The sequence below is a fragment of the Corynebacterium pygosceleis genome, assembly GCF_016595275.2.
GTDB classification, from domain to species: Bacteria; Actinomycetota; Actinomycetes; order Mycobacteriales; family Mycobacteriaceae; genus Corynebacterium; species Corynebacterium pygosceleis.
In genome coordinates, this window is record NZ_JAENIQ020000002.1 from 586,837 (window position 1) to 603,855 (window position 17,019).

Here is a 17,019-nt window from a genome sequence, read left to right on the forward strand (position 1 = left end):
GTGTCCTCGAAAAAGGGTGTACGGGAAAGGGAGACCCCCACGGTCGTCGTGTGTCTCGACGGCCGCGGGGGTCTGATCTGGGGGTTACGGGCCGTGGATCAGACGGCCGAGCGGGCGTTCTTCGCCGCGGCGACGAGAACCTCGATGCTCGCGGTCGTCTCGGGCCAGGCGCGGGTCTTCAGACCGCAGTCCGGGTTGACCCAGAGCTGCCGGGGATCGACGGAGTCGAGAGCGGCGGCGAGCAGTTCGTCGACCTCTCCCCGGTCGGGGACGCGCGGTGAGTGGATGTCCCAGACACCGGGGCCGACACCCGCGTGGAAACCGGAGTCCTTCAGCGCGGAGAGCACCTGCATGCCGTTGCGGGCGGCCTCGATGGAGGTGACGTCGGCGTTGAGGTCGCTGACGGTGCCGATGAGCTCGTTGAACTCCGAGTAGCACATGTGGGTGTGGATCTGGACGTCCGCCGCGATACCGGAGGTCGCCAGTCGGAAGGATCCGACGGCCCAGCGGAGGTAGTCGGCCTGCTGCTCGGCCTTCAGCGGGAGGAGCTCACGGATGGCGGGCTCGTCGACCTGGATGATCTTCGCGCCGGCGTCGACGAGATCGTCGATCTCGTCGCGCAGGGCCAGGGCCACCTGGTCGGCGGTCTCGCCGAGCGGCTGATCGTCGCGGACGAAGGACCAGGCGAGCATGGTGACCGGACCGGTCAGCATGCCCTTGACGGGCTTGTCGGTGAGGTCCTGCGCGACACGGAACCAGTCGACGGTCATCGGGTTGGGCCGGGTGACGTCGCCGAAGAGGATCGGCGGGCGGACGCAACGGGAGCCGTAGGACTGGACCCACGCGAGATCCGTGGAGTGGTAGCCCTCGAGCTGCTCGGAGAAGTACTGAACCATGTCGTTGCGCTCGGGCTCACCGTGGACCAGAACGTCGAGCCTCAGTTCCTCCTGACGGCGGATGACGTCGGCGATCTCGTCCTTCATCGCCTGCGTGTACTGCTCGTCGGTGAGTTCGCCCTTCTTGTGGGCCGCGCGTGCGCGCCGGATCTCGGTCGTCTGGGGGAAGGAACCGATGGTGGTGGTGGGCAGCGGCGGCAGGCCGAGCGCCTCACGCTGGGCGGCGACACGGGTGTCGTAGTCGTCGCGGTCGCGGTCGGCGTCCGTGACGGCCGCGGTCCGTGAACGCAGCTGCTCGTTGTGGGTGCGGGCGGATCCGCGGCGGGAGGCGACGGCCCCGGCGGACTCCTCGACCGTCGCGCGGTCGGCGTCGTCGTCCGCACCGGTCAGGGTACGGGCCAGGAGTGCGACCTCGGCGGCCTTCTCCGCGCCGAAGGCGAGCCAGGAGCGCAGCTCGGCATCGTCGTCGAGGGAGGTCTCCTGGGCGAGGGAGTAGGGGACGTGCAGCAGGGAGCTCGACGTGGACACGGCGACGGGACCACGGGCCTTCAGCGCCTTCAGGGTGTCCAGCGCGGCACTTAGGTCCGTGCGCCAGATGTTGCGGCCGTCGACGACACCGGCGACGAGCAGCTCCTCACCCTTCCAGGACGGGAGGAGTTCCGCGTCCGGGGTGGCGGTGGCGTCGGAGCGACGCTCGTCGGTGCGACCGGTGACGAGATCGACGCCGATGGCCGCGACGCCGGTTCCGGTGAGGGTGCGGACGGCGACGTCGCCGTCACCGAAGTAGGTCTGGACCAGCAGCTCGGGCGCGCCGGGGGCGGCGGCCGCGGCGGCGGCGAGACGCTCGTAGGCGGCGCGGGTGCGGGCGAGCAATTCCTCACGGCGGGCGGCGTCGGCGGCGATGTCGGTGACCAGCCAGGGCTCGTCGAACTGGATCCAGGAGACGCCCGCCCCGGCGAGGTGACCGATGAGGGTGACGTAGGCCTCGGTGACCGTGTCCAGGTGGTCCAGTGCGTCGGAACCGTCCGTGGTGCGCGCGAGCGCCAGGTAGGTCAGCGGGCCGACGACCACGGGGCGGACCGGGAACCCGCCCGCGGCCAGTTCCTTCACGTCGGCGACGAACGCCGCGTCGTCGAGCTCGAACCGGGTGTCCGCGGCGAGTTCGGGGACGATGTAGTGGTAGTTGGTGTCGAACCACTTGGTCATGGCCGACGCGGGGAGCTCGGCGGTTCCGCGCGCCGCGGCGAAGTAGCGGTCGATGTAGGCCGGCAGATCGTCGCCGTCACCGGTGCTCTCGTGGTCCGCGATGTCGCGGACCCGGGCGGGGAGCACTCCGAGCAGCGCCGAGGTGTCGAGAATCTGATCGTAGAAGCTGCGTCCGACGGTGGGGACGGAGTCGAGTCCCGCGGCGACGAGGTCCGCCGCGGAGTTCCGGGCCAGAACACGGGCGGTCTCCGCGAGATCGGTGCCGGTCGACGAGTCGCGCCAGTAGGTTTCCAGTGCCTTCTTCAGCTCGCGCTTCGGTCCGATGCGGGGCACACCTGCGACGGTGGCGGTAATCGAGTTGCTCATGATGGGTGGAGGGTCCTTTGTGTTCGTCTGGAACAGATGAGATGTTCGACCGCCGGGGCGGCCCGTGATGGCCTACGGCCGTGAAAACAAGCCAATACTAGACCGCTTAGTCTGTCAAGCGTCAACATCGTTACCCGGTTCGACAATGGGCCACACACCACCATGTGAACACCCTCCACCAGAGCCCCCAAAATCCCCCTCAACAGCACAGATGCTCACATCTTCCACAGGTGTCGACCATCCCCGCCGCCCACCGCCGGACCCCCACAGAAACCACCCCCGCCGAGACCTCACCCACCCCGGGCCGCCATACACCAACGGACCGGTCTGTCTAAGGGCCGCACGGGGAGCGTCGGCCGCATCACCGTTGGTGCGGCCGCATCTCCGGTGCGTATCATGTGCACCATGAATGAAGCCCCCGGGGGAACCCGACCTCAGCTCCGCACGGCACTCTCCCTCCTCGGGGCACTCCTTCTCGTCGTCGCCGTCGCCGTCGCACTCGTCACGGCGACGGGCGCCCGGACGACCGCCCCCGAGGCCATCGGACAGGCACCCGCCTCCGGGACAGTGCCGGACGACCGGGCCGTCCCGGCGCATGCGGCCCCACCCGCATCCGTCACCTCCCGGAGCGTCTCACCGACGAACCCCGTCGAGACGTCCGTCCCCGTGGCAGCTGCGGCAGCGACACCGTCGGATCCGGTCACCGCCACCCTCTCCACCACGCCCCGGATGTCCACCTCCGGGACCGCGCCGACGCCGGATGCCACGGCCTCCGAAGGCCCGGAGGTGGCCGAGGTGGTGGCGCAACCGCTGCCCGCGCCACCGCACATCCCCACCCCTGCCGCGATCGGCGACCTCATCGGCGGAAATCCGAACCGTGGTCCGGCCCCCGGAGCCGACGGTGTCTTCCGTATGACCGGACCTGCCCCGGTGAACGGCGCCGACTACGGACCGATGGCCTACGTCCTGCCGCTCAATCCCCCCGGCCCCCAGAACAGCACCGTCCGCTGGGTCGACGGAATGGGGGTCTCCCCCACCGCCGCCGAACGGGGGACCGTCTACGTTCTGGGGCACGCCTGGGCCCGCCAGTGGCTGGTCTTCAACGGTTTCTCCGAACTCGCGACACGGTCCGTGAATCTCGGGGCCCCGCCCCAGCGGGTCGCCGCATACGGGGGCGGAACCGTACGCCGCTGGTCCACTCCGGTGCTCAACGGGTCCCGCATCACCATGGCCGACGCCTCGGGAAGGCAACGGGTGTGGTCGGTGGACAACACCTGGCTCGTCCCCAAATCAGAGGCGATCAACGACGTGGAACTCAATTCGACGGGAATTCCCGGACGAATCATCCTCATCGCCTGTGCGGTCGGCGACGGACGGGACCTCGACTACAACGTCATCGTGTCCGGCCACCTGGTCTGAGCAGCCGGCACGGTCAACCGACGGAAAGACCCGTGAAGGATCCCTCGCCGTTCCTTCACGGGTCTTTCCGCGTCATCGGGATGTCCCCGGCCACCTCTACGCCTTCCGGACGACCGAGGACTTCAGCTGCATGGACCCGAATCCGTCGATCCGGCAGTCGATGTCGTGGTCGCCGACACCATCGACCAGCCGGATCCCCTTGACCTTCGTACCCGCCTTGATCGGCTGTGTGGAGCCCTTGACCTTCAGCGTCTTGATGACGGTGACGGTGTCCCCGTCCTGCAACGGATTTCCCACGGAATCGACGATCACGGAACCGTCCGTCGCCTCCGTCTCCCGGTTCTCCTCCGCGGGGGCCCATTCATGGGCGCACTCCGGGCAGATGACGAGAGCGTCCATCGGATAGGTGTACTCACAGGTGCATTCGGGGCACGGGGGTGTGGTGTCAGTCATGGTTCCATCCAACCATGTCCCGCCGCTACCTCCATCATCGGAACGAGACCGGTGCGCCCGTCGAACCGGGGAGCCTGGATGCCCCACCGCTCCCGGGTTCCCGCAACCGGCCACTCATCCGGGTGCTCCACACACGTGCGGAGTCACCCGACAGTGCAAGCAGGAGGATGATGTTCGCCCCGACAGCCGCGACCGTCGCCATGCCGCCGAACCGGTCTCCGGCCAGCTCCACGAACGCCCCGTCGACGAGAAGGTTGAACAGCGCGAAACCGAGCAACCAGATCCTGGCTCGACCACTCCCCCACCAGGTTCGCCACCCGCAGTGGAGCAGGCCGAGATAGGTGATGACCCGGACCGCCTGAAAGGCGATCGCCGCCCACAGCCCCGTCTCCCCGATGAACTGGCCCAGTGTGCGGACGTCGACGACGATGTCCGCACAGACCCCGAGAACCGCGAGAAGTACCCCGGCCACGATGGAGAGGGGACGCGCCGTCCCCTCCGCCTTCTCGTCCCGGTACAGCAGTTCCGCCGGGACATCGGTGTCCGGACTCGCTGCCGCACCGGCCGTGGGGTCACTGATGTCCGGGTATCCCCGTGCGGCCCGGAGCACGGCACGGGGAAGATCGTCCAGGTCTGTCCGCGGGGTGTACCCGGTCAGGTCGATCACCGGGAGATTACCGTCCGTCCGAACCTCATCTCCGCCGCCGTTCCGTGAATGGTAGCCGGTGGAGAAGTTCTCGATCATCCGGTGCCGGATCCCCGGACCGGTGCGTTCCAGGGAATTGACGATGTAGTCCCGTTCCACGTCGATGTCCGCATCGACCTTGTGGGTGATCTGCAACGTGAACAGGGACAGTCCGACAGCCCGGTCGTAGGTTCCCGCCGCGAGCCACTGGGCCCGGACGCCGCCGGGCAGGTACCACCCGTCGGGGCATCTCCAGAAACGCACGTGATGACGCTGCGACGCGTTTCCGTCGACCTCCTGCTGGTACGCGAGGCACTGTGTACGCCCGAACACCAGGAGCGGACTGACGGGGGCATGCGGGTAGCTGGTCCGGAACACCGCCGAACGGATTATTCCCAGGGAGCTGCGCAGCGTGACGTCATCTGCGAGGATCCACCCGGCGTCCGTCATCGCCGAGTGGATCTCCAGGGCACTGCCGTCCAGTGCCAGGTTGATCGGGTCGCCGAGCAGACCGTCGGATGTCCGGGCCCGTCCGATGAAGTAGTCCGGGACGTAGACCGCGGTGAGGAGGGTGTGTATGCGCGGAAGCACGAGATAGGCCACGATCGCCCAGAACGGCAGCAACAGGGTCAGATGCAGCAGCCGGGTACTGAACGAGGCACGGAAGATGTCGACCGCCAACGCCACCGCGGCGAGCGTGGCGACGATGAAGAAGAAGACGTCCACCGCCCGGCCGGGGTGCGCGACCCAGGTCGGTTTCGTGTGGATCTTGCCGGGTCCCGGACCCGTACGGGAACCGTGCACCCGTCAGCGTCCGGGATCGGGGGCCGTACCCTCGGGATATCCGCGCCCGGCGGCCAGTGACGCCTTGACGTCCGCGGCGTAACGGTCGACGTAGTCGTTGCCCGTCATCTCGACGAGAGTCTCGATGATCCTGTCGGTCAACGCCCTCGCGGCTTCATAGCTGTCCCTGTCGAGACCACGGGACGCGATGAATTCGAGGGGGTCGATGGCTTTCCCGATGTGCATACCGACCTTCGCGGGGCGCGGAATCCACGTCCCGATGGGATTCGCCTTCCGGGTACCGAACATCGCGACGGGTACCACCGGGGCGCCGGTGGCCAGCGCCATACGTGCCACCCCCGTCTTGCCCCGGTAGATCCTTCCGTCCGGCGACCGGGTCCCCTCGGGGTAGATCCCCAGAACCTTGCCCTCACGAACGAGACCGATACCCGTCTCTATGGCGGAGCGTGCCGCGTCCCCGGAGCTCCGGTCGATCGGTACCTGCCCCACGGAGAGGAAGAAGGCGCGCTGGAGCTTACCGATGATCCCCTCACCGGTGAAGTACTCCTGCTTCGCGAGGAACGTGACACGGCGGGGAATGAGCAACGGGAGGAAGAAGGAGTCCATCACGGACTGGTGGTTCGAAGCCATGATCGCACCACCTGTGGCGGGAACATTCTCGACGCCCCTGACCTGCGGACGATTGTAGACACGCAGGAACGGTCCGATCACCACCTGCTTGAACAACCAGTACCACTTGATCTTCATGGCGTCATACGCTCCTTCAGCGGGATGAATCGACGATGAATCGACACTGTACACGGCCCCCGGCCACCGACTCACCGTGTCCGACCGCCGGAATCCGGGGTCTCCCCCACCAGACACGGGGACATTCATCAGCTCTCACAGCGGGCGAGGTCCGCCACGCCGATCATACCTGCGTCCGCACCGAGTTCCGCCGTCGTCAACCTGGACACCGGGCGATGGCCCGCTCCGACGATCGACTCCGAGAAATGCGTGCGGGCGTCGTCCAACCAGAGATCGGAATCGGTGGACACCCCACCTCCGATGACGATGAGCTCCGGGTCGAGGACATCGGCGACGACGCTCAGCCCCTGTCCCAACCAGGCCGTGTAGTCCGCGACCGCCGCAGCGGCCACGGGATCCCCGACCCTCGCGGCATCCATGATGGCGCGACCGGTCAACTCAGCCTCACCGTTCTCCCGGTACGCCGCGGACAACCCGTAGGTGCCGTCCGCGCCCCCGTCGATGATCTCCCGTGCGGTCTCGACGAGCGCCGTCCCCGAGCAGTAGCGCTCGAGGCAGCCGGATTTCCCGCAGGAACAGGGGCGACCGTCCCGCACGACGGTGAGGTGACCGAACTCGGGAGCGGTACCGTACGCACCACGGTAGAGCCTTCCGTCGATCATCAGCGCACCGCCGATACCGGTCCCCACGGCGAACAGAACCCAGATCCGTGCACCACGGGCGGCCCCGAAACGGTACTCACCCCAGGCTGCGGCATTCGCGTCGTGTTCGAGCGTCACCGGAACCCCGAGCCGGTCCCGCAGGATGTCCCGGACGGGGGCGTCGCGCCACGGGAGGTGCGGGGCGAAGCGCACGGTGGTGCATTCCGGGTCGAGGAAGCCGGCGACGGCGAGCCCGACGCCGGTGACCTCATGCCCGCGACGGTGATGGGCGACGATCTCGGCGACCGCCGACTCGAGTTCGTCCGCGGTCGCCGGGGTGGGGACCTGAGCGGAGTCCACGATACGGCCCGCGGTGTCCACCGCGGCCCCCCGGAGGTTGGTCCCACCGATATCGAACCCGACGGTGACCGAACCCGATGGGAGTGGCATGAGCGCACCTTGTTTCCTTGACGTCTTGTTCAACAACCCCGCCATTATATCGGGAGGAAACCGAAACACCGCACTTGCCGTCCGGTGGACGGGTCTCTAAACCGATGCAGTGCCCGCCAGCACCGACCTCAGACGCGCCCCCATGATGTCCCATGTCCAGCGTTCGAGTACATGACGCCGACCCGCGACGCCCATCCGTTCCCTGAGGTCGGCGTCGTCCAGAAGACGGTTCACGGCGTCGGTGAGGGCGATGGTGTCCCTGCCGCCGACGACGATCCCGGTCTCAGGGGTCACGGTTTCCGGTGCGCCCCCCGAGTCACCGGCGATGACCGGGACACCACTGGCCTGCGCCTCGAGATAGACGATCCCGAGACCTTCCACGTCCAGGCCGCCACCGCGGGTCCTGCACGGCATCGCGAACACGTCGGCGGCGGCGAGCAGCCTCCGCATCGCGTCGAACTCCAGCTTTCCGGTGAGACGGACGTTGTCCGCCGACTCTTCCGGGATCATCGCCGAGAGACGACGCCGGTAACCTCCCTCGCCGACGATCAGCAACCGCACGTCGGGATGCCGGGACAGTATCCCCGGCAGGGCACGGATCAGCTGGTCCTGCCCCTTCCGCGGGACGAGACGGGAGATGCAGACGATCAACGGGGCTCCGACCGGAACGGAGAACTCGTCCCGGGTCTCCCGTATCCGCTCCGCGGAAGCGGGTCGGAACAGCTCCGTGTCCACACCTGACGGCAACGGGCTGAATGCGACGTCACGACCGAACGCCTTCCGGAACCGTCCGAGTGTGTAGCCCGAGATGTAGGTGATGTGGTCACAGTGGGTGCCGATGCGGCGGAGTGCACGTCTGGCACCGGGAAGCATGGACCAGCCGACCTCGTGCCCGTGGGTCGAGGCGACGATACGGCTCGCCCCGGCCCGTCGTGCGGCCGGAGCGAGGAGCCCGAGCGGGGCCGCCGCCCCGAACCAGACCGTGTCTATCTTCTCCCTACGGATGATGCGGCTCATCTCCCTGGCGGTGGCCGGTGTCGGGAGCATGACCGCCCGGCCCCACCGGTACACGCGGTAGGTGACCCCGGCGTCGTGTGCCGCCGCGGCCGCCGCGTCCTGCGTGGAGGCGAACACGACGACGTCCTCGGGGGCCAGGGTGTCCACGTAGTCCCTGAGGTACGACTGTATGCCCCCGAGGGTCGGCGGGAAATCGTTCGTGACCAGTAGTGTCCGCGTCATCGCCGGCGGGGGTTCCGGGTCAGTACCGGCGGGCACCGACGAACGGCATGGAGTCCATCGGCACCACCTGCACGGGGATGCCGTAGTCCGAGGCGTGGACCACCATGCCGTCACCGGCGTAGATGCCGACGTGGGTGGCACCCGGGTAGTAGCCGATGACGTCGCCGGGCTGCAGCTGATCGCGGCTCACCGGCGTCCCTCCGGCCATCTGGGCCTGGGAGGTCCGGGGAACGTGCTTGCCCTGCTGGGCGTAGGCCCAGACGACGAGACCCGAGCAGTCGAAGGAGTCGGGACCCGTCGCGCCCCAGACGTAGGGCGCCCCGATCTTCGTCATCGCCTGTTCCACCGCCGACATACCGGAGGGGTTGAGCCCGATGATCCCGTCCAGTGAATGGTCGACCGGGCCGTTCTTGTTGATCCAGGCGAGTTTCTCCGCGGCGGACAGATTCTCCACCCGGTCCCTTATCTCCGCGGTACGCCGGTCGAGTTCCTCACGCTCCTTCTCCAGTTTCTCCCTGCGCACACGAAGGTCGCCCGCGCGGAACTCCGCCTGCGCCTGCGCTCTCGAGACCGCACTCCGGGCGGCCCCGGCCTCAGCCTGCGCCGACCGGAGGACCGCGAGGGAATCGGAGTACTGGCGTGACAGGGCGTTGAGGTAGGCCGACCTGTCGATGGCCTCCTGCGGTCCGGAGGCGTCGATCAGCATCGTCAGCGGGTCGACGGTCACCCCGCGGTAACGGGACTGGGCGATCCGGTTGACCTCGGCGCGCGCCTCGGCGACAGCCCGCTCCGCCTCATCGGCCCTCTCCCCGGCCTCGACGGCACGGTGCCGGAGATCCTCGACCTCCCGTTCCCGTTCCGCCAACTGTTCCTCGAGCCCCTTGACCTCCTCGGTCCGGGCCTCGGCCTCGTGGGACACCCGGTCGAGTTCCTCGATGAGGGAACCCAGATCCTCCGGAACGGGTGCCTGCACCTGATCCGGAACCGGGTCAGCGGACGCGGACGCGACCGGAAACAGAGTCATGCCCACTGCAGTGACACCGGCCAGAACGAGCTGCTGACGACGGAACCTGGGGAAATGCACGGGATTTACTCACCTTCGGAGGAGAATGAACGGGAAGACGCGGACCGGTCGGGGGACCTGCACCGAATCGACTATAGAACGATCGGCGGAGTTCGGGAAACAACTGTCCTCCGGGGGCGCGACGCCGCCAACCACGGATGTGGCCGGTGTTTCTGGTGTTCAGGGCGGGAAGAAATGAAACGACCGCCACCCGGGTCATCCCGGGCGACGGTCGCGGTTCGGACGTCTCACTCAGATTCAGTAACGGACCGCTGAATGGAAGGGCATGTAGTCCATCGAGGTCTCGGACAGCGGCGTGCCCGACTGGATGGCGTGGATGACGGTGCCGTGTCCCGAGTAGATACCGACGTGCGACGCACCGGAGTAGAAGGCGATGATGTCACCCGCCTGGAGGTTGTTGAAGGAAACGGGGGTCCCGCCGGCGGCCTGGGCGTAGGAGGTGCGCGGGATGTGCTTACCGACCTGCGAGTAGGCCCATGAGGTCAGACCGGAGCAGTCGAAGGCGTTGGGCCCGGTCGCACCCCAGACATAGGGCGAACCGATCTTGGAGCGGGCGGCGTCCACGACGCGCTGCCCCTCCGCGACGGGCGGTGCGAGCGGTGCCGCCGCGATGGCGGAGTAGTCGGCCTGTGCAGCCTGTCCGGCGAGGGACGGAACCCACTCGGCGATACCGGGGACGGCGGCGATGTTCGGGACGTTCTCCAGTCCGGCGACCTCGAAGGAGAGATCCGTGTTGGGGACGTGAACCTCAGCGGCCTGCGCCTGACCGGCCAGGGCCGCGGTTGCGCCGAAGGTGACGGCGGATGCGATTGCTGTGCGCTGGACCGTCTTGTTGCTGCGGCGGCTGTGCTTACCCACGAATGAATCTCCAAATCTTCCAGTGTTTTCACCTGCCGGGTTAGCTGTCGGGCTCGGAAGCGGAAGGCTCCTACCCCACTCCACACCGACCGGGTGACGGTCGATGTTCTCGTGCGGGACTCGCCCCAGAAGGAACGCTGGGTTTCGGTTCCCCGGCTCGCATGCCACCACCGGACGGAGGTCCCGTCGGCGACGACGTCGCGAAAAGGTCTTTATTTCGGTTTTCATTGGCGGTGCTCCCGGGTCTCCCCGTCGCCTGCCGCAATGTCTCGATCAGATTACGAAACGGATAACTTCATGTCCACTCGAGCAACCGAACAGGGCCCGTTATCTGACCGTTATCGTTTCTCAATCACCCCGCCACCATTTCACAGAAACCACACGCACACCACGAACAATCGGGAACCGTGGCCACAAAACAGGTATTTACCTGGCACTTTTCAGCATTCCCCGACGGTCGGGGCGGGCGTCACACGACAAACCGAACCACGGAAGAGGGAATCGGAAATTGACTATGTGTTCCTCGTCACATAGTGGGGAAAGGGTCGTTCACCACCGGAGCCGGACCCGGTCGGACACCCCGCCGCCGATCGGACCGACGCCGGGTGTCACGGGACGAAGGGCCCCGGACCGGCCCGTTGTCATGCGCGTCTGTCTCCGTGTCCGTGCAGCCTGTCCGGGGACACCGGTGGGCCGCCCGCCTTCGCCGGAATCCGCGGCTCGCCGGTGGCCGTGGTCGGAGGGACGCCGCACGCTCACCCCTTACGTCATCCGCCGGCTGTCCGAATCGGAGACGGGACCGGGCTTCCGTCCCTTCGCGCAGAAGTCCCCGACTGCTCAGGGATCACCGGGCGGGAGTTCCGTTCCCGCGTTTCCGGAACTACTTTCGTACCGTCCGACCATTCCGGCATGAGATTACGGCACCGCGACCGCGTCGACATCCGATCCGCTTCCGAGGGCTTCCCGTACCGGCGCAACTGGCCGCCGACACATGCGGAAGCCCCGCTCTCCCGGTCGCCTCTGGGGCGGGGAAAGCGGGGCTCTGTCGACGGTGACCACCGTCAGATCAAAACACGGTCAGTTGTCGAAGCCGCGGGCCTTGTCCTCGGCCCTGACCGAGTCCTGCAGACGTCGGAACATCTCGACCTCTTCATGGTGGTTGGATTCCTCGATTTCGCGCGCCTTGGCGGCGAGCTCATCGGGATCCGCCTTGAAGAATCCGCCACGTCCGGGAGAACCGGCGTAGCCGAGCTCGTTCATCTGCTTCGGAACCTTGGCCCCGGCGTACTCGAGCGGGACCGGATGTCCGTGCTCGTCGACCGGGCCGAGGGGCTGGTGGACCTCGACGAAGGCGCCGTTCGGCATCTGGTTGATGATGCCGGTCTCGATACCGTGCTCCAGAACCTCGCGGTCGGAGCGCTGCAGACCGATGCACAGCCGGTAGGTGAGGAAGTACGCCAGCGGCGGAAGGATGATCAGACCGATACGACCGATCCAGGTCATCGCGTTCAGCGAGATGTCGAAGTGGAGCGCGAACAGGTCGTTACCGCCGGACAGGGTCAACAGGAAGTAGAAGACCATGGCCATGACACCGATGGAGGTGCGGACCGGAACGTCACGGGGACGCTGGAGCAGATTGTGGTGCGCGTCGTCACCGGTGATCTTCTTCTCGATGAACGGGTAGGTGAAGAGCAGCGCGACGAGGATACCCAGCATGACCGCGACCCAGAAGACCGCGGGGATGGTGTGGTTACCGAAGTAGAGCTCCCACGCCGGCATGACACGGGCCGCACCGTCCGTCCACAGCATGTAGATGTCGGGCTGGGAACCTGCGGAGACCTGGGAGGGGTTGTAGGGCCCGAGGTTCCAGATGGCGTTGATCTGGGTGACACCGGCGAGCAGTGCGAGCAGACCGAACGTGATGAGTCCGAAGGCGACGGACTTGACGGCGAAGACCGGGAGAATCCGGACACCGACGACGTTGTTCTCCGCACGACCCGGTCCGGGGAACTGGGTGTGCTTCTGGAACCACACCAGTGCGAGGTGGGCCGCGATGAGGGCGAGGAGGATGCCCGGAATCAGCAGGACGTGAGCGATGTAGAAGCGGTCCAGCATGAGTTCCGAGGGGAAGTCCCCACCGAAGATCAGCCAGTGCATCCAGGTGCCGACGACCGGCAGCGAGATGACGATGGCGGACATGATCCGCAGACCGACGCCGGAGAGCAGGTCGTCGGGGAGGGAGTATCCGAAGAATCCCTCGGCGACCGAGAGCAGGAGCAGGATGCAGCCGATGATCCAGTTCGCTTCACGCGGGCGACGGAACGCACCGGTGAAGAAGATGCGCATCATGTGGACCATGATGGACACGGCGAACATCAGCGCCGCCCAGTGGTGCAGCTGGCGGATGAACAGGCCACCGCGGACCTCGAAGGAGATGTTGAGGGCCGTCTCATACGCCCTGGACATCTCCATGCCACGGAGCGGCGCATAGGTGCCGTCGTAGATCACCTTCGTGATCGACGGGTCGAAGAAGAGTGTCAGGTAGATGCCCGACATCAGCAGGATCACGAAGCTGTACAGAGCGATCTCACCGAGCAGGAAGGACCAGTGTGTCGGGAAGACCTTGTTGATCTGGGTGCGCATGACACCGGAGATCGTGAGCCTTGAATCGAGGTTGTCGGCTACTTGGGCCAATTTCTTGTTACTCATGAGCGACGCTCCCAGAAGGCCGGACCAACCGGCTCGATGAAGTTGCCAGCCGCGACGAGGTAGCCCTCATCGTCGACGGTGATCGGCAGCTGAGGCAGGGCACGGGCGGCGGGGCCGAAGACCGGCTTGCCGTACTGCAGAGCATCGAACTGCGACTGGTGGCACGGACAGAGAATGCGGTTGGTCTGCTGTTCGTACAGCGAGGTGGGACAACCGATGTGGGTACAGATCTTGGAGTACGCGTAGTAGTCACCGTAGTGGAAGGCCTCCTGGCCTGCCCGCTGCACCGCACGGGCGGCGTCGGCGCTACGGAGACGGATCAGCATGACGGGGTTGCGGGGGCCGTGGATCGAGTGCATCTGCTCCTCGTACACGTCCAGCTTCGGATCGTAGGACTCACCGTCGTTGACGTAGTCCACGGGGAGCGGGTAGACCGTCTCCATACCTCCGGCCTGCATGTCCTCGGGGCGCATGCGGACCAGGCGGGTGACGCCCTGGGTCGACATGTGACCGTGGTGGTCCTCGGCGATGGCGCCGGTGTCACGCCCGAGGTAGAGCTTTTCGCCGTGGTCGAAGAGCGTCCATCCGGAGGTCCAGAGGGTGCCGTCACCCTGGATCCCCAGCGGACCCTTCTTCCAGGGGTTCTTGATCATGCCGCCGAGCGGGACGAACATCGCGATGCCGGCAAGCACGGCGCTGCCACCCATGATCCCCATGAGCACCTTGCGACGACCGAGCGTCGAGGTCTCCCAGGAATCGTTGAGCAGGGCCACGATCGTCTTGCGGTCGATCTCCTCGGAGGGACCGTCGTGACGGCGCTGGACCGCGACCTCCTCCGGGATGAACCGCTTGACGAACTCGACGGCACCGAACCCGAGGGAGAGCACCGACAGCCCGAGCGTCAGTCCGACGAGCGGGGTGTAGAGCGAGTAGGTCCACAGCCCCTCCTGACCGAGGTACTTGTACTCCCACGGCCAGGCGATGTAGATGATGATGCAGGCGAGCGCCATGATTCCGCCGAGACCGAACCAGAAACCGACCGTCCGGACGGCACGCTTCTCGGCCGGGTCGTTCTCGAGGGGGAAACGTTCCTTGCGATACGCGACCGTGACTTCGTCGAGCTCGGTTCCCAGACGGGCGAGCTCCTCGTTGGTCATCGCGTTGAGTTCCTGCGTTGTGTACTTCTTGTCGGTGTTGCTCATGAGCGCGATCCAATCCACAGAGCGGCGGCGACGAGAACCACGATGCCGAACAGCCACATCAGGAGACCTTCAGCGACCGGACCGACACCGCCGAGACCGTAACCACCCTGGTCGGGTGTTTCCTTGACTGACTTCAGGAAGGCGATGATGTCCTTCTTCTCGTCCGGTGAGAGCTGCCGGTCGGAGAACTTCGGCATGTTCTGGGGCCCGGTGAGCATGGCCTGGTAGATCTCCTGCTCGTTGGCGGGCGCCAGCGGGGGGGCGAACTTACCGGAAGACAGTGCGCCGCCCTTACCGGTGAAGTTGTGGCACGAGGCGCAGTTCAGCCGGAAGAGCTCCGAACCACGGGCGACGTCGGCGGGATCGATGTTCCCGTTATAGTTCGCTCCACGGAGGCTGTCGAGCGCGACGGAGCCGTCCTCGTTCCGGACGATGCCGGGGCCACCGCCGTTGGCGTTGACGTAGGCGGCCAACGCGAGGGTCTGCTCCTCGTTGTAGCGGGCGGGCTTCCGCTCGGCCTGCGCGTTGTTGGACATCATCGGCATCCGGCCGCTGTGCACCTGGAAGTACACGGCACCTTCGCCGACGCCGATCAGCGAGGGACCACGGTCCTTCACACCCTGGAGGTTCGCTCCGTGGCAGGTGATGCAGGCGGTGTCATAGATGTCCTTGCCCTCCTGGATCAGGGACTGTTCATCCTTGGCCGCGGTGGCGGTCTGAACATCCGGGGTCAGAGCGCCGGCCAGGAGGCCGGTACCGGTCAGACCGACGGTCAGTGCGACGGCACCGGCCACGGTGCGCCGAACCTTGCGGCGGTTCTTGACCTTCTTGGCCGAGTCGGCTGCCGGAGCAGCGTTCCCGGTGGTCTGTGGGTTGGTTTCCATCATTTTCCTTATAACGTGTGCTCGGAAAGTGAAGGGCTGTAGGCCTGTGCGCGGATACCCGGGGGTGAGTCCGTGATCGCGTCGGCGGCTACGGCCTACTTAATGAAGTAAATGGTGATGAACAGCGCGATCCAGACGACGTCGACGAAGTGCCAGTAGTAGGACACCACCATCGCGGCCGTCGCCTGGGCGGGCGTGAACTTCGACTTGGTAACACGGATGAGGACAACCACGAAGGCGAGGACACCCGCGAGAACGTGGGCGGCGTGGAATCCGGTCGTGATGTAGAAGACCGAACCGTAGACGCTGCTCTGGATGGTCATGCCCTCGTGCACCGCGTGGTAGTACTCGAACATCTGGCCGCCGAGGAACGTCAGCCCCATGAGGGTCGAGATGGTGTACCAGATACGGAGACCGAATACGTCACCCCGCTCCGCGGCGAAGACGCCCCACTGCGCGGTGAACGAAGAGGCCACCAGAATGGTGGTGAACACCAACGCGTAAGGCACGTTGAGATGGCTGGTCCAATGGTCCCAGCTCTCTCCCTGACCGTTCGCGCGCGACACGAAGTACATCGCGAACAGGCCAGCGAAGAACATCAATTCCTGCGACAGGAACACAATGGTGCCGACACTGACCATGTTGGGTCGGTTCAGTGCCGCAACACGTTGCGTTGCTGCCATTCCTGGGTTTCCTACTGCGCTCGTCACGTGAACCAGTATGGTCGGTTTTCAGGTTCAAGTCATCTCACGCCCCCCGACTTAATTAGCTGTAGGTCGAAACGAGCAGGTGTGTCACGACCCTCCTTAAATTTTCAGAAATTTTCCGGACCCCGTGGAACTTTCCGCCCTTTCCATCCGACGCGGGATTGTCGCAGGTAACAGGGCCACACCCCCTCCGCCCCTCCCCCACCCACCGCAGACCCCGGACACTGCCGGGCACCCCCGACAGTCCAACGCTCACCCGTCCACGAAATCAACTGTGCCTCATCTCACATTTTGAAACCGGCGGAAAAGCACCGTTTACAACTTTAGTTTGACCCCCGATAACCTGGCTTTTTCCACGAAAAACGCGCCCGGACCCCTCCGCCGAACCGTGTCACGGCCACCACACGGGCACGCCGGGAAGTTCCGGACTGTTTTCAGGTCCCGCTTCCGACGCCCCCTCCGGGGAATGGACCACAGACCGTCTCCCCGCTCCCCCACATGAAGCGTCAAGCGACAACCGCCCCGTCGTCCCCGCCACCCGTTCCGCCCCGGTCCGTGAGCGAGGACGCGCCTCCCGGCCTCTCAGGAAAATGCGGGACTCTCTTCATGCGGCGCGTGAACCCGTCCCACCTCTCGGCGCGACCGGGATTCCCGGGTTCCGGCGGAACA

General features: G+C 66.2%; 13 protein-coding genes and 1 riboswitch. Of the genes, 1 reads left to right on the forward strand and 12 read right to left on the reverse strand.

Translation table 11 applies throughout. The features are described 5' to 3' along the window. Positions 1-98 precede the first annotated feature (98 nt). On the reverse strand, positions 99-2,468 hold the full coding sequence (gene metE / locus JIM94_RS05890; protein ID WP_200254480.1) for a 5-methyltetrahydropteroyltriglutamate--homocysteine S-methyltransferase: 2,370 nt from the start codon (positions 2,466-2,468) through the stop codon (positions 99-101). Between the two features lie 405 nt (positions 2,469-2,873). On the opposite strand from metE, the gene JIM94_RS05895 reads away from it, so the two are divergent. Continuing rightward, positions 2,874-3,887: a sortase family protein gene (locus JIM94_RS05895; RefSeq protein WP_200254482.1), complete on the forward strand. Its 1,014-nt coding sequence runs from the start codon at positions 2,874-2,876 to the stop codon at positions 3,885-3,887. A 96-nt stretch (positions 3,888-3,983) separates the two neighbouring features. Here JIM94_RS05895 and JIM94_RS05900 read toward each other — a convergent pair whose 3' ends face one another. The 11 genes from JIM94_RS05900 to ctaE all read right to left on the reverse strand — a co-directional run bounded on the left by JIM94_RS05900 (position 3,984) and on the right by ctaE (position 16,353). Beyond that, a complete protein-coding gene (locus JIM94_RS05900; protein ID WP_200254484.1) occupies positions 3,984-4,340 on the reverse strand; it encodes a zinc ribbon domain-containing protein YjdM in 357 nt (118 codons plus the stop codon). Between the two features lie 34 nt (positions 4,341-4,374). Further along, complete coding sequence (locus tag JIM94_RS05905; RefSeq protein WP_200254486.1) at positions 4,375-5,829, reverse strand: LssY C-terminal domain-containing protein; 1,455 nt, start codon at positions 5,827-5,829, stop codon at positions 4,375-4,377. 3 nt (positions 5,830-5,832) lie between these two features. Continuing rightward, on the reverse strand, positions 5,833-6,576 hold the full coding sequence (locus JIM94_RS05910; protein WP_200254488.1) for a lysophospholipid acyltransferase family protein: 744 nt from the start codon (positions 6,574-6,576) through the stop codon (positions 5,833-5,835). 128 nt (positions 6,577-6,704) lie between these two features. Beyond that, complete coding sequence (locus JIM94_RS05915; protein ID WP_200254490.1) at positions 6,705-7,667, reverse strand: ROK family glucokinase; 963 nt, start codon at positions 7,665-7,667, stop codon at positions 6,705-6,707. A 96-nt stretch (positions 7,668-7,763) separates the two neighbouring features. Continuing rightward, on the reverse strand, positions 7,764-8,906 hold the full coding sequence (locus JIM94_RS05920; protein ID WP_200254492.1) for a glycosyltransferase family 4 protein: 1,143 nt from the start codon (positions 8,904-8,906) through the stop codon (positions 7,764-7,766). 19 nt (positions 8,907-8,925) lie between these two features. Continuing rightward, positions 8,926-9,930 (reverse strand): C40 family peptidase, encoded by a 1,005-nt coding sequence (locus tag JIM94_RS05925; protein ID WP_200254543.1) that lies wholly within the window; start codon positions 9,928-9,930, stop codon positions 8,926-8,928. 297 nt (positions 9,931-10,227) lie between these two features. Further along, positions 10,228-10,848 (reverse strand): NlpC/P60 family protein, encoded by a 621-nt coding sequence (locus tag JIM94_RS05930; RefSeq protein WP_200254494.1) that lies wholly within the window; start codon positions 10,846-10,848, stop codon positions 10,228-10,230. Positions 10,849-10,862: 14 nt separating this feature from the next. Then, a riboswitch (cyclic di-AMP (ydaO/yuaA leader) is annotated at positions 10,863-11,035 on the reverse strand. Positions 11,036-11,925: 890 nt separating this feature from the next. Then, positions 11,926-13,557, reverse strand: a complete 1,632-nt coding sequence (gene qcrB, locus JIM94_RS05935; protein ID WP_200254496.1) for a cytochrome bc1 complex cytochrome b subunit — start codon at positions 13,555-13,557, stop codon at positions 11,926-11,928. Further along, the gene (gene qcrA / locus JIM94_RS05940) at positions 13,554-14,759 is read right to left on the reverse strand and encodes a cytochrome bc1 complex Rieske iron-sulfur subunit (protein WP_200254498.1); all 1,206 of its coding nucleotides are present in this window, start codon (positions 14,757-14,759) and stop codon (positions 13,554-13,556) included. Before qcrA ends, qcrB begins: the two co-directional genes overlap by 4 nt. Next, positions 14,756-15,646: a cytochrome bc1 complex diheme cytochrome c subunit gene (qcrC, locus tag JIM94_RS05945; RefSeq protein WP_200254500.1), complete on the reverse strand. Its 891-nt coding sequence runs from the start codon at positions 15,644-15,646 to the stop codon at positions 14,756-14,758. The genes qcrA and qcrC overlap by 4 nt, the downstream gene beginning before the upstream one ends. A 92-nt stretch (positions 15,647-15,738) precedes the next feature. Next, the gene (ctaE, locus tag JIM94_RS05950) at positions 15,739-16,353 is read right to left on the reverse strand and encodes an aa3-type cytochrome oxidase subunit III (protein WP_200254502.1); all 615 of its coding nucleotides are present in this window, start codon (positions 16,351-16,353) and stop codon (positions 15,739-15,741) included. Positions 16,354-17,019: the final 666 nt, after the last annotated feature.